Consider the following 21,261-nt stretch of genomic DNA (forward strand, 5'->3'; position numbering starts at 1 on the left):
GCCGCGGCCCGCCAAAAAAGCCAAAAACTTATCCCCGCCCATTCCGGCGGCCGTAAAATCCCAGATCCGTTAGACCTGAGGATCTGCCATGCGGCTCGCCGACTACGCCCAGCGCCTTCTCGACCTCGCCCAGCGCCTTCTCGACCTCGCCCGCACGGTTAACCGTTGGCTGGCGCTCACCGCCAAGCTGGACGGCCTCCGGCGCGAAAAGGTCGCCCTCTATGCCGAGGAAGTTGCAGCAACATTGGCCCGCGCCGCCACAAGCCTTGCGGTCCTCGAAGGCGATCCCCATAACCGCCTAGCGCTCCTGACCGCCACCCGCGAGCTCGGCCGCGTCAGTGGCTACGTCGAAACGATTGTCGCGACGCTCGAACACCATCTTGACGGGCGCAAGCAGGCTGGCGTTAAACGGCGGCTGGAACATCTGAAGCCCTTCGATCTCGAAGCCGCCATCCGGGAGTTCGGCGCTTTCCGGCACGCTCGGCGGCTTGCCTCGGCGGAAGGCTATTTCCGGGCGCTGGCAGACACACTGCGCGCCTGAAGAGGAGACGTAAGCATGGATAAATTCACGGTTCTGACCGGCGTAGCGGCGCCCCTGCCGATCCGCAATGTCGACACCGACATGATCATCCCGAAGCAGTTCCTGAAAACGATCAAGCGGACCGGCCTCGGCAAGTCGCTGTTCTATGAAATGCGCTACGACCCGGCGACGGGCAACGAGCTGTCGGACTTCGTCCTGAATAAGCCGCAGTACCGCAACGCGACGATCCTCGTTGCCGGCGACAACTTCGGCTGCGGCTCTTCGCGCGAGCATGCGCCCTGGGCGCTGTTGGACTTCGGCATTCGCTGCGTGATCGCCACCGACTTCGCCGACATTTTCTACAACAACTGCTTCCAAAACGGCATCCTGCCGATCAAGCTGCCGCAGGCGGACGTCGATAAGCTGATGGACGACGCCAGCCGCGGCGCCAACGCGACGATCACCGTCGATCTGGAAAAACAGGAAATCCGCGGTCCCGATGGCGGCGTCATCAAGTTCGACATTGATCCATTCCGCAAGCACTGCCTGTTGAACGGCCTCGACAACATCGGCCTGACGCTGGAGAAGGGCAAAGCCATCTCGACGTTCGAAGAAGGCACCGCCTCCTCGCGCCCCTGGCTGTGACGCCTTTTTTCCTCTTGTCATGGCCGGACTCGATGTGGCCGTGACGTAAAAAGAACGAAGACAAAAAGGGAGAAACGGACAGAATGGCCAAAGCGATTCATATGATGATCCGCGTTCTCGACGAGGCGCGCTCGGTGAAGTTCTACGAGGCGTGCTTCGGTCTCAAAGTTTCCGAAAAGAAAGATTGGCCGGACTTTTCGCTCACCTATCTGAAGAACGCCGAGAACGATTTCGAGGTCGAGCTTACGGTCAACAAAGGCCGCACCGAGCCCTACAATCTCGGCGATGGCTATGGCCATATCGCCTTCGTCGTCGACGATCTCGAAGCGGCGCGGGCGAAGATCGTTGCTGCCGGCTACCAGCCGAAAGACATCAAGAACATGACACACGACGGCAAGCCGTTCGGCACGTTCTTTTTCATCGACGATCCGGACGGCTACAAGATCGAAGTCCTGCAGCGCGGCGGCCGGTTCCAGTAAGCGAGAGGCTCACATGGCCGACGACGATTTTAAATTCGATTCGGCCACGATGGCGCGTCTCGCGGGCGCCCTGTCCTTTGTTGTCGGCGCCGATCACGCCGCAACGAAGGCGCTGAAAGCCGCCGCCGAAACCGGCACGGCGAAAGACATCAAAACCGCGCGCACGCAGTTCCTGCGCTTAAAGCCCGGCGACCGCCGCGCCGCGCTGACGATGCTGAACGATTAGCTCGCAACCGACACAGAAACGCATTTCAAATTAAAGTCTCGTTTACTCGCATCACGAACAATCTCCCCATTCTTTCGATTGCCTGCGTACTGCGTCTTCACTCGACTTTTATATGGGGGGACTCGTGCGCATATTGGCAGCGTCCGCACTATTTCTGTCCGCATCAATTGGCAATGCATTCGCTGGCAATGGCGGTCCGCACGATTGGACCGGCCCTTACATCGGCGCCGATGTCGGCTACGCCTGGGGCGAGACGGGCAACCAGTGGCGCTCTCCCGGAGCAGGGTATCAAGACTGGCAACCGGATGGAAAGATTTCCTACGACAGCGCGATGGGCGGTGGATACATCGGCTATCTTGCACAGTACGGCAGGCTCGTCTTCGGTGCCGAAATCGACATCAGCGCCATGTCTCTCAAAGGAGATGACAGTCAATTTGCGGGCGAGGTCAATGCGATTGAGCTCAACTACGTGGGCACCATACGCGGCCGGCTAGGTTATGCCTTCGACAACTCTCTTCTCTACGCGACCGGGGGTTTCGCCTATAGCGACTACACAAAGAAAGACGAAACCTTAGGCTGGTCGCAAAACGATAATTTGACGGGCTGGACAGTCGGCGCCGGATACGAATATGCGCTTGGCGAAAACTGGAGCGCCAGGGTCGAATATCTCTACACCGACCTCGGCAGCGTGGATTCACTCCTCACCGATGGCGAAGGCTCATACTATTATCACCGGGCTTCCGATGTGACCGTGCAGTCCATGCGTGCCGGCCTAACCTACGGCTTCTGAGATCATTTCTCTAAAACCTCGACCCGCGCGCGGTGACGAGAGCACCGCTTAAAGCGTTGGCGAAATCACGCCGCTCGTCATCCGTCAGAAACTTCCCGAACCGCACCGCCTTGCCCTGCGCCGACAGCCAGAGCGACGTCCTCCCGTCCGGACGATCGACCGTGCAGTTCACCCGCGTCCAATAGGGATTGAACTCGAACACTTCGCGCCGCCCCGAGGGATGCACATGCGTGAGCGTCAGCACGTCGGGAGTGACGTCCACGGTCTCGTATTCCCGGCCGTCGCGATAGTTGCGTTTGAAGGCCCAGTAGATGAGCGCGACGTCGAGCCCGAAAAACCCGAACACCGGCCACGCGCCCATGAGATAAAACACCAGCCCGACGATGAAGCTCACCGAGCTGATCAAGCTCATCATGATCAGAAACCCGCTCGGCGGCAGCGAGCGATGAGGATGAAGCACAAACTGCGTATCTTTCGCGGATTGCATTTCAGTTCGTTTATCGCTCATGTCTCGTGGCTGGCGACCCGTCTCAACCCATCACTGCGGAGCGCCAACGGCGCCAACACAGCGGAGCTCTGATGGCCAAAGCGTACTCGGATGTACACCGTACAAGCATCGGAAGTTCCGCCCCAAAACGCAAGGCTGCAAAACCTGCGGCAATTGCGGCCAAGAAGGCGCGTAAATCTGCGCTGCTCGACAAAGCCGAAATTCATGAGGTTTTCCGGAGGTTTCACGCCGCAAACCCCGAGCCCAAGGGTGAGCTGGAGCATACCAATCCGTTTACGCTACTGGTCGCCGTTGTGCTGTCCGCCCAGGCAACCGACGCCGGCGTCAACAAAGCAACCCGGGCTCTCTTCAAGATCGCCGATACGCCGGCAAAGATGCTGAAGCTCGGCGAAGACACGTTGCGCGATTACGTGAAAACGATCGGCCTTTATCGCGCCAAAGCGAAGAACGTCATCGGCTTATCGCAGCGCCTGGTCGACGACTACGACGGCGTCGTCCCCTCGGACCGCGATGCGCTGGAATCGCTACCCGGCGTTGGGCGCAAAACGGCGAACGTCGTCATGAACATCGCCTTTCACCAGCCGACGATGGCGGTTGACACGCACGTCTTTCGCGTCGCGAACCGCATCGGACTATCACGCGGAAAAACACCGCTGGCGGTGGAAGAAGACCTGATGCACGTCGTGCCGAAGGAATATGCGATGCACGCGCATCATTGGCTGATCCTGCACGGCCGCTACGTCTGCAAAGCCCGCAAACCCGAATGCTGGCGCTGCCTCATCAGCGACATCTGCCGCTTCCCCGACAAAACGCCCGCACCTTAGAAACCGGACGCCATAGCCCCAAGGCAGCGCCCTTTTGGTTTCTCATACCGTCATCCCGGCGCAGGCCGGAATCTAGTCAAACCTCGACAGGTGAAATGGTGATGCCTGTCTGGATGCCGACCTCCGTCGGCATGACGGAGGGCAGGGCGCCATTCCAAACTCAAGAAAATCTAGGAATCCATCCGCATCGCGAGTCCGGCTTTGGCCATGTAGTCTTTCGCTTGCGGGATCGAGTACGTCCCGAAGTGAAAGATCGACGCTGCCAGTACGGCGCTCGCGTGGCCGCCTTCGACGCCATCAACCAGATGCTGCAGCGTGCCCACGCCGCCCGAGGCAATGACGGGAATGGTTACGGCATCCGACACGGCCCGCGTCAATTCCACGTCGAACCCGGCTTTGGTGCCGTCGCGATCCATCGAGGTCAGCAGAATCTCCCCCGCCCCGAGTTCTGCAACTTCGCGTGCATATTCGACGGCATTGATGCCGGTCGGCTTACGGCCGCCGTGCGTGAAAATCTCCCACCGCGCCGGCTCGCCTTCGGCTGAGACGCGCTTGGCGTCGATCGCGACGACGATGCACTGCGCCCCGAATTTCTCGCTCGCTTCTTTCACGAACGCCCGGTTGTTCACCGCCGCCGTGTTGATCGAAACCTTGTCGGCGCCAGCTTCCAGCAGCTTACGGATATCCTCGACCGTCCGGACCCCACCCCCGACCGTCAGCGGCATGAAGCAGCGGTTCGCCGTGCGTTCAACCACGTCGAAAATGGTATCGCGGTTTTCATGGCTCGCCGTGATGTCAAGAAAGCAAAGCTCGTCGGCGCCGGCTGCGTCATAAGCGGCGGCCGCCTCGACCGGATCGCCCGCATCGATGAGATCGACGAAATTGACGCCCTTTACAACTCGTCCATCTTTGACATCAAGACATGGAATGATGCGGACTTTCAGCATATTTGTAAAAGCGACTTCCTTTGCACCTGGGAGCTCCGGTATCACGCCCCGTGGCTAGGCAACTATCACGCCGTATCCGTCAGCGTCGAGCATATTAACGCTCCCTGAGGGAACTCTCGCGCACTTCGGAAGTTATGCCGTCTCGCGGGACTACGCGCAAAAATTTGCAAGGGAACCTGATACCTATGGTCGACGACTTTGCCCCAAAGAACCTTCGCGCCCGGTTGGCCGCCATACAGGACCGTATTGCCCAGGCCCGCACCCAGCTCGAAACGCATGGCATCGGCGATCAAGCCGATGCGCTGACGAACTTCGTCGATCAGCACGACGCCATTCGCGGCTCGTTGGACACCGAAGGCACCATAACGGAGCTGCAGCACAGCAAAGCGTCCGCCCAGACGGATGCCCTCGAAACCGCGCTGCATAAGTGGCTGGAAGGCGTAGAAGGCAAGTTCAACAACCCGCAGAGGCGGGAGCCAAATATATCGGTCTGAAGCCGCGCCTTATTCGTCTGTTTGCGGGAATTTGACGCGGATCAAACCTCCGACGGCGATCGCCGGAATATCAAATTGGCGGGAGTGGCCGCCGCAAGCGGCAATGTTCTCGCAGATACCCGTTTTTGGGCGCAGCAGCGGTCGCTCCCGCAGCCACGCCGCCTTTAGCTGCTCAGCATGCCTACAATCGAATTAGGATTCGCCGCGTTCCCGGAGTGCGGCGAATTTGATTTCGGGGAAGCGCTCGGTCTTGTATTTCAGCATCCAGGCGCTCTCCGCAAGGAACACGAGCGCCCCGTCACGATCGGTCGCGATCTCGCCCCGATGCGCATTGACGAACTTCTGCAACGCCGCCGGATCATCCGCCGAGATCCACCGCGCCACTTCGAACGGCGACTGTTCCAGCGACACCGGTACGCTGTATTCGTTTGCCACACGTGACTGCAAAACTTCGAACTGCAGCTGCCCGACGACGCCGAGAATTTGCCGCCCGCCCGCGATCGGGGTGAACACCTGCACGATGCCCTCTTCTGCCAGATCGTCCAAAGCGCGGTTGAGCTGCTTCGCCTTCATCGCATCCTGAATAACGACGCGGCGCAGAAGCTCCGGCGCGAAATTCGGAATGCCGGTGAATTTCAGGCTCTCTTTTTCCGTCAGCGTATCGCCGACGCGCAGCGTTCCATGGTTCGGTACGCCGATGATGTCGCCCGCCCAGGCTTCGTCCGCAGTCTCGCGGCCCTGGCCGAAGAAGAACGTCGGCGACGAGATCGTCATCGGCTTGTTGTCTCGGACGTGCAGCATCTTCATGCCGCGCTTGAACTTGCCCGAGCAGATCCGCATGAACGCAATACGGTCGCGATGGTTCGGGTCCATGTTGGCCTGCACCTTGAAGATGAAGCCGGTAACCTGATCCTCGCCCGGCTGCACCGTCCGCTGCGTGGCATCGCGCGGCAGCGGCCCCGGCGCCCAGGCGCCAAGCGCGTCGAGAAGCTGCTCGACGCCGAAATTCTTCAAGGCGCTGCCAAAGAACACCGGCGACAGATGCCCTTCGCGGAAGGCCTGTAGATCGAACTGCGGCAGCGCACCCTGCGCCAGTTCCACAGCCTCGATCGTCTTCTCAGCGATACGCTCGTCGATTCCCTCGATGCGGCGCAGCCCCTCGAACGTTTCGAGCGGTTGCGAATGCCCGTACGAAGCGCCGCGCTCGGCGCTCTCGGGAAGCAAAATCTTATTGCCGACGAGATCGAGTACGCCGCGAAAATCCGTGCCCATGCCAACGGGCCACGCCATCGGCACGAGGTCGAGCGCGAGATCGGCCGCAATCTGATCAAGAAGCGTCAGCGGATCTTCCGCTTCGCGGTCGATCTTGTTGATGAACGTGATGATCGGAATATCGCGCAGGCGGCAAACTTCGAACAGTTTGCGCGTCTGGCTTTCGATGCCCTTCGCCGCGTCCATCACCATCACCGCCGCGTCGACCGCCGACAGCGTACGATACGTGTCTTCGCTGAAGTCGGAGTGGCCCGGGGTATCGAGCAGGTTGTAGACGATGCCGTTACGCTCGAACGTCATCACCGACGACGTCACCGAGATGCCGCGCTGCTGCTCGATCTGCATCCAGTCGGACCGCGTGCGCCGCCGCTCGCCGCGCGCTTTCACTGCGCCCGCCATCTGGATCGCTCCGCCGAACAGCAACAGCTTTTCCGTCAGCGTCGTTTTACCGGCGTCAGGGTGCGAGATGATCGCGAACGTGCGCCGCCGCGCAATTTCAGGCGGCAGCATCGGCTCGGCCGACGCGCCTTGCGTCATGACGTTCAAAGTTCAGGCCTCAATCAATTGCACTTGGCTCGGATCGAGCCAGATTTGGTGATGCTCGGCGGACTTGCCGAAAACTTCGCCGACATGCAGCTCGACCAGTCCGTCGTCGAACTTGACGATCGGAAACGTCTTGCCGACGCAGCCGCGAAACAGCGTCATGAGCTGCTTGTTATCTTTGGGCACGCCATCCGGAACGCCCAGCACACGAACTTTGTCACCGATCTTCATGCCGTCTCCAGAAGTTCGAGCGCTTCTTTGGCATCGAGGCGGCCATCGTAGAGCGCGCGGCCCGTGATGGCCCCTTCGAGCATGCGGTATTCAGGTTTCATCAGGTCGCGCACATCGGCGATGGACGCAAGACCTCCCGACGCGATGACCGGAATGCGCGTCGCCTGCGCGAGCGCAGCTGTGGCAGGCAGATTAAGCCCCTTCAACACACCGTCGCGCTCGATGTCGGTATAGATGATAGCCGCAACGCCCGCGTCTTCGAACCGCTTCGCCAGATCGACAGCCGTCAGCTCCGATGTCTCCGCCCAACCCTCGACGGCCACCTTGCCGCCCTTGGCGTCAATTCCGACCGCGACCTGGCCTGGAAAGCGTTTCGCCGCGTCCTTCACAAGCGCCGGATCGCGCACCGCGACCGTGCCGAGGATCACGCGGCGAATGCCCTTATCCAGCCAAGATTCGATGGTCGCAAGATCGCGAATCCCGCCGCCAAGCTGCGCCGGCATTTTGATCGCCGTTAGAATGGCTTCGACCGCCGCACCATTGACCGGCTTGCCCGCAAACGCGCCGTTGAGATCGACGATATGCAGATACTTGAAGCCCTGGCGCTCGAAGCTCGCCGCCTGCGCCGCCGGATCGTCGTTGAACACGGTGGCGGCATCCATCTCGCCGAGCTTCAGCCGCACGCACTGGCCGTCTTTCAAGTCAATGGCAGGGAATAGGATCAATGCTTTTGTCTCGCGGGTAAATTCCTGCTCCCGTCAGGGAGAGGACGAATTCGCGCCATATCCGGCGCGACAATCCGGCCATCAGATTGCTATCTTGGGTTCCTAAATGTTCCGTGCGATCAATCGCGGATCGCAGGCTACGTCAAGACCTACGCGCTGCGGCCGGCTCGCGGAACGCGTGTCGCAGCGCGCAATCGAAGAAACAGCCGACTCCACCGGAAGGAGTCGCAATGCGCAAAAGTAAGAGTGTTCCATGGCTACCGCGTTTCTTGTCGAGCCGCCGCCTGCCGTTGCCCGCCGTCCCCTAACCGAGGACGACGCGGTCGACATCTGGATCGCCCGCTGGATGCGCATCCGCCCGACGGACCTGCAGCGCCGCTACGCCTGCGACCCGCGCCGCCTCTATGAAATCTGGGAGGAAGTGCGCTTCCCCGGCGCCCGCGCCAGGGCGCTGGCTGAGTTCCAGCGGCGTTTTCCGGGCCTTGAGCCGCGCTTCGATCCCGGCCCCCACCGGCGCATTCCATCCACCCAGCATCCCGATCCGGATCAGCTGAGCCTGTTTCCCGAGGCGTAACGGGCCGCCGGCACATGTTCCGCTTGGGCCCGGGGTGCAACGCCCCGCTTAAGGCCGAAATTCTTAATTATTTTAACCTGTTGTCCCTACCACGACGTTAAGACTCCGACAAGAACAATTTTAGAACAAATGCTGGACAACTGTTCTGAGTCGTGGCATGTTCTTCCTATGTTCACGACGCCGCAAGTCAGGCGCCACCCTGGGTCAGAGTAGCGTGTTCGACCCTCCCGAAACACTAGGAGAGCCCCCATGCGCACCTACCTCATCTCGTACGATCTCGCCCACCCGACCCGCAATCAGCACGTCGTCGCCCAGGCCATCATGGGCATTGGCGACAAGTGGGCCCGGCCACTGTCGAACACCTGGTACGTCATGTCCGAACGCGAAGAAGTGGAACTCGAGACCGATCTCCGCGCGCTCCTCGCCGAAGATGACGGCCTCCTGATCCAGGCGACGAAGCGCGACGCCGCAATGACGAACACGTCGCTCCGCTGGTTCCGCCAGCGCCGCCCCAGCGTCGATCTCGCACCCGATGGCAACGTCATCGCCTTCCCGCTTCCCGCAACAGCTGCCGCCGAGCCGATGGAGCCCGAGCTGCCGTTCGCGAAAGCCGGCTGACGCTCACGAATTCCGGTCTTTGGGCGGGGCGGGTCTTTCTCTCCCCCTAGCCTTCCCGACGGGCTCGTCTCGTCCAAAGGCCGATGCTGGAGACCCGGGGATCATGCCCCCCAACTGCCTCATGATCCCCGGCTCCTTTTTTCACTTTGCGTTTTTCACGTCGCGTACTGCGTACCTCATGCCTGCTCCCCCAAAGCTCCCCCCGCCCAGTACCGGATTAGCGCCATGAAGACCTTCCTTCTCCATCACACCCCCAAATCCGCCAACCAGGACACCTGGACGGTGACGTTCTCGCTCCCCTACATCGCGACCGAATACGCCCCCGCCGGCAACGGCGTCTGGTACGTCAGAACCTGGCTCGGCGCCGAACAGATCAAGCGACGCCTCGCGATCCTTTTCGATTCTCCTGATGAACTCGCCGTCCACGAACTTGGTCGCGCCGACGCGGCCGGCACGGCACGTCTCACCTGGCTCGAAGGCCGCCTCGAAGACGACGATACCGATGGCACATGGCACGTCCCGCGCGGCGTCTGGACGGTCATTCAATCGGCCGTCGGCACGCTCGCGCGGTGACTTCGGCTTCTGACTTCCTGCTCCTTATCGGGAAGGGGTTAGAGATCGGGGGATAGACACGCCCGCTGAACGTCATCCCGGCGCAGGCGGGGATCCAGCCAAGCCTCAGCTTGCCAGACATTTGCTCGCTGACTGGATGCCGACCTCCGTCGGCATGATGTCAATATCTACGGCTTCCACTTCAAGAAATTCGCAATCAGCTTGAGACCGAGCTTCTGGCTCTTCTCGGGATGAAACTGCGTGCCCGCGATATTGCCGTCGGCGACGAACGCCGTGATCGGCCCGCCGTAATCTGTCTCGGCAACGACGACGCGCCGCTCTGTCGGCACCATCGCGAACGAATGCACGAAATACGCGTGCCAGCCGTCCGGGCCGGTCGGAATGCCGTCGAGCAACGCATGCGGATGGACAACGTTGAGCGTGTTCCAGCCCATGTGCGGAATTTTCAATTCCGGATCGCTGGGTGCAATCGCACGCACCTCACCTTTGATCCACCCAAGCCCCGGCGTCTCGACGAATTCGAGCCCCCGCTCGGACAAAAGCTGCATGCCGACGCAAATGCCGAGAAACGGCCGACCCTTCTGCCGCACCGTCTCTTCCAGCGCCGGGATGAGCCCCGGCACGCGTTCGAGCCCATGCTTGCAGTCGCCGTATGCCCCGACACCCGGCAGCACGATCCGATCCGCCGCCAGCACGTCTTCAGGACGCGGACTGACGATGATCCGGGCATCGGCCTCGCTGTCGCGCGCCGCGCTTTCAAACGCCTTCGCCGCCGAGTGCAGATTGCCCGACCCGTAATCGATGATAACGACGCTTTGCATGAGAAGACCGGGCCTCGGAGGAATTTTCAGTGAGATAAATTGTGCCAGCTTCCAATGCCGCAAGCCGCGCCAATTGTCATCCCGGGTGAGCCCTCTTGCGAGACCTGGGACCCAGTCTCAACGACGCGGACGATGCGACCTGGATTGCGATCGTCTCACAACGCACAACCCGGAAGAACAATGCGCGCGCGTGATGCTCAAGCCCCAATGCCGAACGGCCAGAAGCGTGATCCGCGCGCTCTCGACGACGCACCAGTGGCGTCATCGCGCGCGATCACCGGCTGCTCCGGCAGCCAGCCTTCGAAGAACCGCCGCTCGCTCTCCGCAATCGACTTGCCGTTGACGACGCCAATCATCTGCCAGCCGCGTTGGTCCAACATCCACCGCTTCAGGCTCGACACCTCGAAGCCAAGGTAGATGTTGATCATCAGAAAGATGATGCCGATGCTGTCCGGGCTGACTTTCAGCGCATTCAGCACGTAGCCGAGCAGCGCCGAACCCGCGAGATAGGCAATCGCCATCAGCCAGACGCCGTTCGCCAGAAACCCGAGCGGCGGACAGATTGCGGTCAACCACGAAAACCCGTCTTTGACGAACTCAAGCTCGACGCCGCGATCGATGCGATCGGCATCGGCATCCGGCGGCTCATGCACGGTGTAGGTCGACACAGAACTCAAAGCTCCTTGCTCCATTCGAACGGCGCGCCGCCCAGATCCGTCAGCCAGATCCGTCAGGTCGACCGGCTCGAACGTTAAAGCGCGCCTTTCGTTGACGGAATGCGACCCGCCTGCCGCGGGTCGATCGCAACCGCCGCCTTCAGCGCCCGCGCGAGGCCCTTATAGCAGGTCTCCGCGATATGGTGATTGTTCTCGCCGTAAAGGTTTTCGACGTGCAACGTAATGCCGGCATTCTGGGCAAACGCCTGGAACCACTCGCGGAACAGCTCGGTGTCCATCTCGCCAAGCTTCGGCCGCGTGAAATCCACCTTCCAGACCAGAAACGGCCGCCCCGAAACGTCGACCGCCACGCGCGTCAGCGTCTCGTCCATCGGCAGATGCACGTCGGCATACCGCACGATCCCGGCTTTATCGTCGAGCGCCTTGGCGATCGCCTGCCCCAGCACGATGCCCGTATCCTCGGCCGTGTGGTGGAAATCGATGTGCAGGTCGCCTTTGGCCCTGAGCGTAATGTTGATGAGAGAATGCCGGGCGAGTTGCTCCAGCATGTGATCGAGAAAACCGATCCCCGTCGAAACGTCGTAGGCGCCCGTCCCGTCGAGGTCGACGGTCGCGGAGATCTCGGTCTCCTTGGTCTTGCGCGTTATCGTCGCCTGCCGCTTCACGTGAATCGTTCCTTTTCGTTTGGCCCCGGCGACTCCCGTACCGGAAGCCGGCCGCCGGGGCCAGAAAACCATCAATGTTTGCCCGCGAGGCCACGAGCCTTTATCAGCTTGTCACCCGACAGGCCAAGGCCCACCCACCTTGCATCTTCCCGCCAAAAGCTTAACTGACGCGATACATATGACGCACCAGAGCCAAAATGCCGGCCTTCCGAGCTGGCACGCCACGACGATCCTGACGGTCCGGAAGGGCGGCAAAGTTGTAGTTGCCGGTGATGGCCAGGTCAGCCTGGGCCAAACGGTCATCAAGTCGAATGCCAAAAAGGTCCGCCGCCTGGGCAAAGGCGACGTGATCGGCGGCTTCGCAGGCGCGACGGCCGACGCCTTCACCTTGTTCGAGCGGCTCGAGGCCAAGCTTGAGCAATACCCCGGCCAGTTGACCCGTGCCGCCGTCGAACTGGCGAAAGACTGGCGCACTGACCGCTTCCTGCGCCGCCTGGAAGCTATGATGATCGTCGCCGACGCCACAACGACCCTCGTCCTGACAGGCACCGGCGACGTGCTGGAACCCGAAAACGCCATCGCCGGCATCGGCTCCGGCGGCAACTATGCGCTTGCCGCCGCGCGCGCCTTGATCGACCAACCGCTCGACGCCGAAGCCATCGCCCGCAAGGCCATGTCCATTGCCGCCGAGATTTGCGTCTATACGAATTCGAACATCGTCGTCGAAAGCCTCGACGCGAAGACATCGTAACGGCGCGAGCCCGCTCATGGCCAACGGACCATCCTCTGACGATCTTCAGGCAGCCGTCGACGCGGGCGTCATCGACGCCGCGCAAGCCGAGAAGCTGCGTGCCATGCGCCATGGTCCCGCCGCCGCGCCGCTCGGACCCGACGGCGAACCGTCCGTGCTGGCCGATGAGGAACGCTTCCGCTTCCTCAACGGCTTCAACGACGTTTTCCTGACCATTGGCGTGCTGCTGATCGCGGCTGCGTTTCTCACCGTTACGTCCACCGGACTTTTCGGCATCAGCTGGGTCGCGACACTGGCTGTCGCCGCCGCCACGTTCTGGATCTTGAGCGAAATTCTCGTCGGACGGCTGCGCGCCGTGCTGCCGGGAATGGTGCTCTCTCTGCTGTTCGTTGCGTTCGCAGCCTCCGCCGTCGTCGTCCAGCTTCACTGGGACAACTTCAAATCCTCCAACTGGGATACCGCTTCCGAACTCGCATTCTGGCGCAATCCGACACTTGTGTTCGGCTTGCCAGCCCTCATCGCGGCGTTCGTCTATTACTTGCGCTTCCGCCTGCCGTTCGCGCTCGGCCTGATGGCGTTCTTCGGCTACGCCGTCGTCAGCAAAGGTCTTTACTCGATAGGGCTCGGCTTATCGTTTGCGGCATTCGGTTACGGCATCTTCGTGTTGCTTGTCGCGCTGTTCTACGATGCGAAGGACCCCAAGCGCGTCATGCGCTTTTCCGATTGCGCCTTCTGGCTGCATCTCGTCGCCGCCGCACTGATCGTCTCGCCGATGATCATGCTGATCAAAAGTTCAACCAACGGCTTGATGACTTCTGGCGTCGTGCTTCTGACCGTTCTGGCACTTGGCCTCTTTGCGCTGGCCATCGATCGGCGCGCACTGCTCGTCTCGTCGCTCGCCTACTTCTGCGGCGCGGTCTACGATCTCTTGAGCGGTGGCGTGGAGCTGCCTCATAGCGGCAACGCTCCCTCGTCCTTCACCTTGACGCTTGCCCTCGTTGGCGGCTTCGTCTTGATCCTCGGCGTCTTCTGGCACCCGCTGCGCAACCGCCTGCTGCCGGTGCTGAACGCCACACCCATCGGTCCCTACCTTCCGCAAGCGAGACAATGACCAACTTTTCCCCGCGTGAAATCGTATCCGAACTCGACCGCTACATCGTCGGCCAAGCGGACGCCAAGCGCGCCGTCGCCATCGCGTTGCGCAACCGTTGGCGCCGCCAGCAATTGACCGGCGAGTTGCGCGACGAAGTCCTGCCGAAGAACATCTTGATGATCGGCCCGACTGGCGTCGGCAAGACCGAAATCTCCCGCCGCTTGGCGAAACTCGCGGGCGCACCGTTCCTCAAAGTCGAAGCCACGAAATTCACCGAGGTCGGCTACGTCGGCCGCGACGTCGAAAGCATTATCCGCGATCTCGTCGAAGTCGGCTTGGGCCTGGTCAAAGAATCGAAACGCCAAGGCGTCCGCGCCAAAGCCGAGAAAGCCGCGGAAGAACGCGTACTCGATGCGCTCGTCGGCTCGAACGCCTCACCATCCACGCGCGATAGCTTCCGCAAGAAGCTGCGCAACAATGAATTGAACGACAAGGAAATCGACATCCTTGTCGCCGATACGGCGTCGCCCATCCCGACGTTCGACATGCCCGGCGGTTCGATGGCAACCATCAACATCAGCGAGATGCTGGGCAAGGCGCTCGGCCAGCGGACGAAGTCGCGCCGCGTGACCGTTAAAGACAGCTTTGACATTCTCATTGCCGAGGAAAGCGACAAACTGATCGACAGCGATCAGATCTCCGGCGAAGCGATCGCTGCGGTCGAAAACAACGGCATCGTCTTCCTCGATGAGATCGACAAAATCTCCTCGCGTAGCGACGGCGCGCGTGGTGGCGCCGATGTCTCGCGCGAAGGCGTCCAGCGCGATCTTCTGCCGTTGATCGAAGGCACCACGGTCGCGACAAAGTACGGCCCGGTGAAAACCGACCACATTCTCTTTATCGCGTCCGGCGCCTTCCACGTCTCCAAGCCGTCGGACCTGCTGCCTGAGTTGCAAGGCCGCCTGCCGATCCGCGTCGAGCTCAATGCGCTTACGCGCGATGACATGAAACGCATTTTGACGGAACCCCAGGCGAGCCTCATCAAGCAGTACGTCGCCCTGATGCAGACGGAAGGCCTGACGCTCGAATTCAAGCCCGACGCCATCGATGCGCTGGCCGACGCCGCCGTCGAAGTGAATTCGACCGTTGAGAACATCGGCGCCAGACGCCTGCAGACGGTTCTGGAACGGGTACTCGACGAGGTTTCGTTCGAAGCCTCCGACAAGAGCGGCGCCACCGTCGTCATCGACGGCCCCTACGTGACAGAGCGCGTCGGCCCACTCTCGAAAAACGCCGACCTCAGCCGGTTTATCCTTTAACCGTCGGCGCTTGGCGGCCGGCGCGCGGAACGCATGTCGCTAAGCGCCATCAAATAAGGAGCGCGACGTCCTGCGACTACCAATCCGCCGCAAACGCCTGTAAAAGGGCCACTTCCGCAACTCGAAGCTGATTTTTTAAGTTATGACCGCCGCTCCCTTGGTTAAGATTGATACCGATACGTCCGCCGCGAAGCCTTCGCTCGCAGGTCTGACGCGCGACCGCTTGAAGCTCGCGCTCGCCGCTGCAGGCGTGCCGGAAAAACAGCTCCGCATGCGCGTCGGTCAGCTCTGGAGCTGGATCTACGTCCGTGGCGTCACGAGCTTCGAGGACATGACGGACGTCTCCAAAGACCTCCGCCGTCAACTCGCCGACCTTTACACACTGGACCGGCCCGAGATCGTCTCCGAGCAAATTTCGGTCGACGGCACGCGCAAGTGGCTTCTTCGCCTGGCAAAACGCAGCCACGAGGCCCGGCCGCCGGAAATCGAAACCGTCTACATTCCGGAAAGCGACCGGGGCACGCTCTGCATTTCGAGCCAGGTCGGCTGCACGCTGAATTGCTCATTCTGCCATACCGGCACCCAGCGCCTCGTGCGCAATCTCGAAGCCGAAGAAATTGTCGGCCAGATCATGCTGGCGCGCGACCGCATCGGCGATTGGCCCGGCGCGAAAGGCCCCGACGACGGCCGTCTGCTTCCGAACGCGGAACGCAAGATCACCAACGTCGTGCTGATGGGCATGGGCGAACCGCTTTATAATTTCGACAACGTCAAAGCCGCGATGGACGTCGCCTCCGACGGCGAAGGCCTGTCGCTATCGAAGCGGCGCATCACGCTCTCGACGTCGGGCGTTGTTCCCGAGATCCCACGGTGGGGCGAAGAAGCCGACACAATGCTCGCGATCTCGCTGCACGCGACGAACGACGCGCTGCGCGATGAACTCGTGCCGATCAACAAGAAATACCCCATCGCCGAGCTGATGGAGGCCTGCCGCAATTATCCGGGCCTTTCGAATGCGCGCCGCATCACCTTCGAATACGTGATGCTGAAGGGCGTGAACGACAGCCTTGCCGAAGCCCGCGCGCTGGTACGGCTGCTGTCGGGAATTCCGGCGAAAATCAACCTGATCCCGTTCAATCCGTGGCCGGGCTCGCGCTACGAATGCTCGGATTGGGAAACCATCGAACGCTTCGCCGACGTCGTGAACCGCGCAGGCTACGCAAGCCCCGTCCGCACGCCGCGTGGACGCGATATTCTCGCCGCCTGCGGGCAACTTAGGTCCGAAAGTCAGCGCGTGGCCGCCAAGGATCGCGCGGCTCCTACGGCAAATCCCTAATCGGCGGCTCAGCCCGAATCCCTATTGAGCCCCGAGCCGCTGGCTATATACACTCCGCGCCAGGGTGACTTGGGGCGGAGTTCTTGTGCTCAGACTAATCGGCACATTGGCGCGGATCGTATTCGGCTTGACGCTTGCGAGCTTGGCCGCAGGGCTCGTGACCGTCCTCTTCGTCGATGTCGGCGTTCTGCCCGGCTCATCCAGCCGCTGGCCCAAGACGCTTGGCGAAATCATCGACTTGTCGCTGCTCGCCGCAACCCACATCGCAATTTTCTCAGCCTTCTTCGTTTTGATCGTGGCCACGATCGGAGAATGGTTTTCGATCCGTTCACTGTCGTTTTATCTTCTCGCCGGCATCGTCATCGCGTTGCTCGGTTTCAGTGCCCAGTACGCCAGCGAAGTGGCCGGCCAGCCGACGATCTTCAATGATTACGCGATCAAGACATTCCTGACGGTCGGCTTCTTTGGCGGCTTCGTCTACTGGCTCGCCGCCGGACAATTTGCTGGCCGTGCTCCCGCACCGACACCCGCACTGGTAACCGCGCCCACGCAGGAAACCGCCCCACCACGTCCCGATAAAGAGGGCGACGTCAGTGTCGTCATCACCCATCCCCCCGTTACCGAAACGATCGAAGACCGGCGGCTTTGGCGTATGCCGACCCTCGAACGGCTGAAGTTTGCCAAACGTGACGCCTCGGCGGTCCCCGGCGTCACGGCTACGCCCACGCAGGACGACGAGGCTCCGCCATCCTCGCGCAGTTGACCGCGCTCATCCCTCGACGCGCTCCCCTCGCGCAGACGTGATTAACCAAAGCCGTTGCCCTGCTGCTTCGCTGTTGCTGCATCGCAGCAACCATGATATATTGTCGCAGAGCTAGAGGGATGACGCCTGTGTTCGATTGCGCCCTGCACTTCCGCTTTCTCCAGAAAGCGACGGAAGCCATGTTCGAGATGGGTCAAGCCTCCGTTGCGGCCTCCCTCGCGTGCCAAAAGCGCCTCTATGACGAAATGACGCCGGAAAATCTCCGTCCTGCGGAGCCCGTCGCGCCATGGGCGGCTTGGTTCGAAGCCTGGGCTCCGGTCGCAAAACCGCAACTGCCCGCCCAGCCCGATCTCATGCAGTCGTGGTTGGCAATGGCCAATGCTTGTTCGGCCTATTGGTCCACCGGGCAATCAGCCCCGGCTTCACGCCCAATGATGCCGAACCCGGTCTTTCCTCCTGCCGTCCAAACCTTCTGGGGCGCGACCCCCTGGACGCTTTATCAGGCGCCGATGATGGCGATGATGCTCTCCTACGGCGTTCCCTACGCCGTCGCAGCCCCGACCGCCCGCGCCAGCACGTCCGCCATGGATGCCGCCGACGCTGCTTGCGCCCAATGGCGTTTGGTTTTTGGCAGCGACGAAGGCCGGAAAAGCCTGGAGCGCAACGTTCCCGTCACGCCACGTTGGTCCGGCTACCTGCACTGACGGATGCCGAGCCGGCCCCGAAGTAAACCAGCCCGCACCTTGGAAATCACGGCTTAGTCAGCGCCGCCGGCATCCGACGGGGGCGCAACCGAGTCACCGCCACTGGCAGCCGGGGCCTCGGCAGGAGCCGCATCAGCCGGAGGCGTCGCCGCAGCGGGTTTCGCCTTGGCTTTCTTGTGATGAACGGTCTTCTTCTTTTCCGGCTTTGTCTCGGCCGTCGTCGTCGTAGCGGTCGAGCCCGTGGTCGCATTCTTGGCCCACGGCAGGACTTCCGGCTCTTTCGTCTTGGCAGCTTTCGCGGCCTTGTCGATTTCCCGTTTCAGGATCGCCATTGACCGGCACCGCGCCTTGGTGGCCTTACCGGCATCGTTGGTGCCGGCCGCCACCCAGATGCAGGCCGTGTTGGCCCCGCACTGATCTTCGGTCAGATTGAGACACGACGCCTTAGCCGACTTCGTCTTCTTCGCCGTATTCTTAGGCGTGGCTTCAGCTGTGCCTTCGCTCGCGGGAGCCGCGGCTTTAGCCGCTTTCTTTGTTTTCTTATGCGTTTTCTTCACAACAGGGGTGGCAGGCGCCGCCGCCGGAGCCGCTTCCGCAGCGGCCGGAGGAGCAGCCTCGGCGGGCGCTTCCGCGGCGGGAGCCGGCGTTGGCTCGGGTTGAGCAACGGGTGCTGCCGCTGCAGGCTCGGAAGGAGCAGGTTCAGAGGCCGCAGGTTCGGCCTGGGCTGAATTTTGCGGCGCTGTCTCGTCGGTCGGGTGCGCGGTCGGATCCGTGGCGGACTGCGTCTGGGCGGGCGTATCGTCCGGCGGGATCGTTACGGTGATTTCTTCGGCACCCAGCGGCAACGCCATTGCGCCGCTCAAGAGCCCGATCCAAACGAGCCTTCCGACGATGCGAATCGATCTGGCCACGCCCCGTCTCCCCCACTGAGATTAGTTCCCGCGCTTCTAACAGCTTCCGCGGGTCATAAATACCCGCAAACACCCGCCGAAAGCCTTTTTTATGTTCACGAATCGAGTGCAATGCAAAAGCGGGAATGCGCAGCAATACATTCTCGTAAGGTCTTCATCGCGCTGCTGTAATACCCCGTAAAAAGCCTCACGATTTTGCCGGCGTTTTCGCGCATGCCCACGCCAGCGCCTGATCCAGCCGATCGTCACCCCAGAACAGTTCGCCATCGCCGGTCGTGAAACTCGGCGCCCCGAAAATTCCCAGCGCCTGCGCCTCGTCCGTGTTGGCGCGCAAGGCGGCTTTGACAGCCGGGTCCGACGCCAGCGTGCGCGTCGCTTCCGGATTAAGACCGGCGGACAGCAGGCAGTCCGTCAAGACAGCGTCATCGAAGATGTCCAAACCCTTCCCGAACGCCGCCGCATAGACGGCACGGGTGAAACCGCCGATCTCTCCCTGCGCCTTGGCAGCGATGGCGAGTCGTGCCGCCTTCAGGCCGTTGCCGGGGAATGTCGTCGGCATCTGGAAGGGAAGTCCGCGCGCCGCTGCCGTGCGCGCGATATCGCGTACCATGTAGCGGCCTTTGGCCGGATAAAGATTGAACGGAGACGTGTCCCAGCCTTGCGATTTGAAGACCGGGCCGAGCAGAAACGGCCGCCATTCGACCTCGACCTCTGCCCGCTGGGCTGCATCCGCGATGCGCATCGCGCTGAGATAGGAGTAGGTCGACGCGAATTCGTACCAAAAGATAATCGTCGGTCCCATTCTGCTCCCCATCTTCGCCAAACGCCGACTTTCGTTGCGACAAGTCGGTTTCCCCCGTCTACTCCACTTGCGGGTAGCGCCGCCGACCCTATAGTGCCGCGCGTTTCCCGCCCAATCTCATCTCAAGAGCCAGAAGAGCCATATCGTCCATGAGCGCCGCGCCCAAATCCGTGAAGAAAGTTGTCCTCGCCTATTCGGGCGGCCTCGACACCTCCATCATCCTGAAATGGCTGCAAGAGACCTACGGCGCCGAAGTCGTGACGTTCACGGCCGATCTCGGCCAGGGCGAAGAGCTTGAGCCCGCCCGCCAGAAGGCGCTCATGCTCGGCATCAAGCCGGAGAACATTTTCGTCGAAGACCTGCGCGAGGAATTCGTCCGCGACTACGTCTTTCCGATGTTCCGCGCCAACACACTTTACGAAGGCATCTATCTGCTCGGCACCTCGATCGCTCGGCCGCTGATCGCCAAGAAGCAGATCGAGATCGCGCGCAAGGTCGGTGCCGACGCCGTCTGCCACGGCGCGACCGGCAAGGGCAACGATCAGGTCCGCTTCGAGCTTGGCTATTATGCGCTTGAACCCGGCATCAAGATCATCGCCCCATGGCGCGAATGGACGTTCAAGGGCCGCGAAGAGCTTCTGAAGTTCGCGCGCGAACATCAGATTCCAGTCGCCAAGGACAAGGAAGGGGAATCGCCGTTCTCAGTCGACGCCAACCTTCTGCATTCCTCGTCCGAAGGCAAAGTGCTGGAAGACCCGGCGAAGAAGCCGCCGGAAGTTGTCTATCAGCGCACGATCTCGCCGATGGACGCGCCGGACAAAGTCACGACCATCAAAATCGGCTTTGAAAAGGGCGATGCCGTTTCTCTCAACGGCCAAAAACTCTCGCCCGCAACGCTGCTGAAAGCACTGAACGATCTCGGCCGCGACAACGGCATCGGCCGTATCGACCTCGTCGAGAACCGCTTCGTCGGCATGAAATCGCGCGGCGTCTACGAAACGCCCGGCGGCACGATCTTGCTCGCCGCCCATCGTGCGATCGAAAGCCTGACGCTCGACCGTGGCGCCGCGCATCTGAAAGACGAGATCATGCCCCGCTACGCGGAGCTGATCTATAACGGCTTCTGGTTCTCGCCCGAGCGCGAGATGCTTCAGGCGCTGATCGACAAGAGCCAGGAGAACGTCGAAGGCGAAGTGACGCTCGAACTCTACAAGGGCAATGTCATCCCCGTAGGCCGCGAGAGCGCAAAATCGCTCTATTCGCCGACGCTCGTCACCTTCGAAGACGACAAGGGCGCCTACGACCAGAAAGACGCCGCAGGCTTCATCAAGCTCAATGCGTTGCGTCTGCGCACGCTCGGCAAAAGAAACGGCTAAATCTATGGGCTGCCGGCGGGTTCCTTGCCGCGAACCCGCCGGCGCTCCAATCATGTCCTCACACGTGCGAGCGA

27 protein-coding genes are annotated in these 21,261 nt (G+C 61.5%); 17 read left to right on the plus strand and 10 right to left on the minus strand.

Going from position 1 to position 21,261, the window contains the following annotated elements:
* Window positions 1-88: 88 nt before the first annotated feature.
* The 5 genes from RLW55_RS05105 (at window position 89) to RLW55_RS05125 (ending at window position 2,660) form a co-directional block, all read left to right on the plus strand.
* On the plus strand, window positions 89-541 hold the full coding sequence (locus tag RLW55_RS05105; protein ID WP_423415775.1) for a hypothetical protein: 453 nt from the start codon (window positions 89-91) through the stop codon (window positions 539-541).
* A 15-nt stretch (window positions 542-556) separates the two neighbouring features.
* Entirely contained in the window at window positions 557-1,165 is a 609-nt protein-coding gene (gene leuD, locus RLW55_RS05110) for a 3-isopropylmalate dehydratase small subunit (protein WP_409561598.1), read from the plus strand.
* A gap of 83 nt (window positions 1,166-1,248) precedes the next feature.
* Window positions 1,249-1,644, plus strand: a complete 396-nt coding sequence (locus tag RLW55_RS05115; protein ID WP_423415776.1) for a VOC family protein — start codon at window positions 1,249-1,251, stop codon at window positions 1,642-1,644.
* Window positions 1,645-1,657: 13 nt separating this feature from the next.
* The gene (locus tag RLW55_RS05120; protein WP_423415777.1) at window positions 1,658-1,870 is read left to right on the plus strand and encodes a hypothetical protein; all 213 of its coding nucleotides are present in this window, start codon (window positions 1,658-1,660) and stop codon (window positions 1,868-1,870) included.
* Window positions 1,871-1,994: 124 nt separating this feature from the next.
* A complete protein-coding gene (locus tag RLW55_RS05125; RefSeq protein WP_423415778.1) occupies window positions 1,995-2,660 on the plus strand; it encodes an outer membrane protein in 666 nt (221 codons plus the stop codon).
* A 10-nt stretch (window positions 2,661-2,670) separates the two neighbouring features.
* Here the strand turns inward: RLW55_RS05125 and RLW55_RS05130 are convergent, their stop codons facing one another.
* Complete coding sequence (locus RLW55_RS05130) at window positions 2,671-3,168, minus strand: DUF2244 domain-containing protein (RefSeq protein ID WP_423415779.1); 498 nt, start codon at window positions 3,166-3,168, stop codon at window positions 2,671-2,673.
* Between the two features lie 71 nt (window positions 3,169-3,239).
* Here RLW55_RS05130 and nth point away from each other — a divergent pair, with 71 nt between their 5' ends.
* Entirely contained in the window at window positions 3,240-3,992 is a 753-nt protein-coding gene (gene nth / locus RLW55_RS05135; protein WP_423415780.1) for an endonuclease III, read from the plus strand.
* Window positions 3,993-4,162: 170 nt separating this feature from the next.
* Here nth and hisF read toward each other — a convergent pair whose 3' ends face one another.
* Complete coding sequence (gene hisF / locus RLW55_RS05140; protein WP_423415781.1) at window positions 4,163-4,939, minus strand: imidazole glycerol phosphate synthase subunit HisF; 777 nt, start codon at window positions 4,937-4,939, stop codon at window positions 4,163-4,165.
* Between the two features lie 185 nt (window positions 4,940-5,124).
* Between hisF and RLW55_RS05145 the strand changes: the two genes are divergently transcribed.
* Window positions 5,125-5,433: a hypothetical protein gene (locus RLW55_RS05145; protein WP_423415782.1), complete on the plus strand. Its 309-nt coding sequence runs from the start codon at window positions 5,125-5,127 to the stop codon at window positions 5,431-5,433.
* A 192-nt stretch (window positions 5,434-5,625) separates the two neighbouring features.
* On the opposite strand, the gene RLW55_RS05150 is transcribed toward RLW55_RS05145, so the two are convergent.
* The 3 genes from RLW55_RS05150 to hisA are packed head-to-tail and all read right to left on the minus strand — an operon-like array spanning window position 5,626 to window position 8,204.
* Window positions 5,626-7,242, minus strand: a complete 1,617-nt coding sequence (locus RLW55_RS05150; protein ID WP_414464583.1) for a peptide chain release factor 3 — start codon at window positions 7,240-7,242, stop codon at window positions 5,626-5,628.
* Between the two features lie 12 nt (window positions 7,243-7,254).
* Window positions 7,255-7,479 (minus strand): hypothetical protein, encoded by a 225-nt coding sequence (locus tag RLW55_RS05155; protein ID WP_409561590.1) that lies wholly within the window; start codon window positions 7,477-7,479, stop codon window positions 7,255-7,257.
* The gene (gene hisA / locus RLW55_RS05160; RefSeq protein WP_423415783.1) at window positions 7,476-8,204 is read right to left on the minus strand and encodes a 1-(5-phosphoribosyl)-5-[(5-phosphoribosylamino)methylideneamino]imidazole-4-carboxamide isomerase; all 729 of its coding nucleotides are present in this window, start codon (window positions 8,202-8,204) and stop codon (window positions 7,476-7,478) included. Before hisA ends, RLW55_RS05155 begins: the two co-directional genes overlap by 4 nt.
* 253 nt (window positions 8,205-8,457) lie before the next feature.
* Between hisA and RLW55_RS05165 the strand changes: the two genes are divergently transcribed.
* The 3 genes from RLW55_RS05165 to RLW55_RS05175 all read left to right on the plus strand — a co-directional run bounded on the left by RLW55_RS05165 (window position 8,458) and on the right by RLW55_RS05175 (window position 9,969).
* Window positions 8,458-8,778 carry a hypothetical protein gene (locus RLW55_RS05165; protein ID WP_423415784.1) on the plus strand — a complete coding sequence of 107 codons (321 nt, stop codon included), beginning with the start codon at window positions 8,458-8,460 and terminating at the stop codon, window positions 8,776-8,778.
* 249 nt (window positions 8,779-9,027) lie between these two features.
* Window positions 9,028-9,396 carry a hypothetical protein gene (locus RLW55_RS05170; protein WP_013950265.1) on the plus strand — a complete coding sequence of 123 codons (369 nt, stop codon included), beginning with the start codon at window positions 9,028-9,030 and terminating at the stop codon, window positions 9,394-9,396.
* A gap of 225 nt (window positions 9,397-9,621) precedes the next feature.
* Window positions 9,622-9,969 carry a hypothetical protein gene (locus tag RLW55_RS05175; RefSeq protein ID WP_013950263.1) on the plus strand — a complete coding sequence of 116 codons (348 nt, stop codon included), beginning with the start codon at window positions 9,622-9,624 and terminating at the stop codon, window positions 9,967-9,969.
* Between the two features lie 167 nt (window positions 9,970-10,136).
* Here the strand turns inward: RLW55_RS05175 and hisH are convergent, their stop codons facing one another.
* The 3 genes from hisH to hisB form a co-directional block, all read right to left on the minus strand.
* A complete protein-coding gene (gene hisH / locus RLW55_RS05180) occupies window positions 10,137-10,790 on the minus strand; it encodes an imidazole glycerol phosphate synthase subunit HisH (protein ID WP_423415785.1) in 654 nt (217 codons plus the stop codon).
* A gap of 197 nt (window positions 10,791-10,987) precedes the next feature.
* Complete coding sequence (locus RLW55_RS05185) at window positions 10,988-11,458, minus strand: DUF2628 domain-containing protein (protein ID WP_423415786.1); 471 nt, start codon at window positions 11,456-11,458, stop codon at window positions 10,988-10,990.
* Between the two features lie 83 nt (window positions 11,459-11,541).
* Window positions 11,542-12,132, minus strand: a complete 591-nt coding sequence (gene hisB, locus RLW55_RS05190; RefSeq protein ID WP_409561584.1) for an imidazoleglycerol-phosphate dehydratase HisB — start codon at window positions 12,130-12,132, stop codon at window positions 11,542-11,544.
* Window positions 12,133-12,310: 178 nt separating this feature from the next.
* Between hisB and hslV the strand changes: the two genes are divergently transcribed.
* From hslV to RLW55_RS05220, 6 genes are all read left to right on the plus strand, one after another.
* Window positions 12,311-12,883: an ATP-dependent protease subunit HslV gene (gene hslV, locus RLW55_RS05195; RefSeq protein ID WP_409561583.1), complete on the plus strand. Its 573-nt coding sequence runs from the start codon at window positions 12,311-12,313 to the stop codon at window positions 12,881-12,883.
* Window positions 12,884-12,899: 16 nt separating this feature from the next.
* The gene (locus tag RLW55_RS05200; RefSeq protein WP_423415787.1) at window positions 12,900-13,994 is read left to right on the plus strand and encodes a hypothetical protein; all 1,095 of its coding nucleotides are present in this window, start codon (window positions 12,900-12,902) and stop codon (window positions 13,992-13,994) included.
* The gene (gene hslU, locus RLW55_RS05205) at window positions 13,991-15,295 is read left to right on the plus strand and encodes an ATP-dependent protease ATPase subunit HslU (protein ID WP_409561581.1); all 1,305 of its coding nucleotides are present in this window, start codon (window positions 13,991-13,993) and stop codon (window positions 15,293-15,295) included. Before RLW55_RS05200 ends, hslU begins: the two co-directional genes overlap by 4 nt.
* Window positions 15,296-15,437: 142 nt before the next feature.
* On the plus strand, window positions 15,438-16,631 hold the full coding sequence (gene rlmN / locus RLW55_RS05210; protein ID WP_423415788.1) for a 23S rRNA (adenine(2503)-C(2))-methyltransferase RlmN: 1,194 nt from the start codon (window positions 15,438-15,440) through the stop codon (window positions 16,629-16,631).
* 85 nt (window positions 16,632-16,716) lie between these two features.
* Window positions 16,717-17,394, plus strand: a complete 678-nt coding sequence (locus tag RLW55_RS05215) for a hypothetical protein (RefSeq protein WP_423415789.1) — start codon at window positions 16,717-16,719, stop codon at window positions 17,392-17,394.
* Between the two features lie 119 nt (window positions 17,395-17,513).
* Window positions 17,514-18,098 (plus strand): hypothetical protein, encoded by a 585-nt coding sequence (locus RLW55_RS05220; RefSeq protein WP_423415790.1) that lies wholly within the window; start codon window positions 17,514-17,516, stop codon window positions 18,096-18,098.
* A gap of 53 nt (window positions 18,099-18,151) precedes the next feature.
* On the opposite strand, the gene RLW55_RS05225 is transcribed toward RLW55_RS05220, so the two are convergent.
* Together RLW55_RS05225 and RLW55_RS05230 are read right to left on the minus strand one after the other, a co-directional pair.
* Window positions 18,152-19,009, minus strand: a complete 858-nt coding sequence (locus RLW55_RS05225; protein WP_423415791.1) for a hypothetical protein — start codon at window positions 19,007-19,009, stop codon at window positions 18,152-18,154.
* A gap of 187 nt (window positions 19,010-19,196) precedes the next feature.
* A complete protein-coding gene (locus RLW55_RS05230; RefSeq protein ID WP_423415792.1) occupies window positions 19,197-19,811 on the minus strand; it encodes a 2-hydroxychromene-2-carboxylate isomerase in 615 nt (204 codons plus the stop codon).
* A gap of 149 nt (window positions 19,812-19,960) precedes the next feature.
* On the opposite strand from RLW55_RS05230, the gene RLW55_RS05235 reads away from it, so the two are divergent.
* Complete coding sequence (locus RLW55_RS05235) at window positions 19,961-21,187, plus strand: argininosuccinate synthase (protein WP_423415793.1); 1,227 nt, start codon at window positions 19,961-19,963, stop codon at window positions 21,185-21,187.
* Window positions 21,188-21,261: the final 74 nt, after the last annotated feature.

The organism is Hyphomicrobium sp. B1 (assembly GCF_049532635.1).
In the GTDB taxonomy this organism is placed as follows: Bacteria; Pseudomonadota; Alphaproteobacteria; order Rhizobiales; family Hyphomicrobiaceae; genus Hyphomicrobium_B.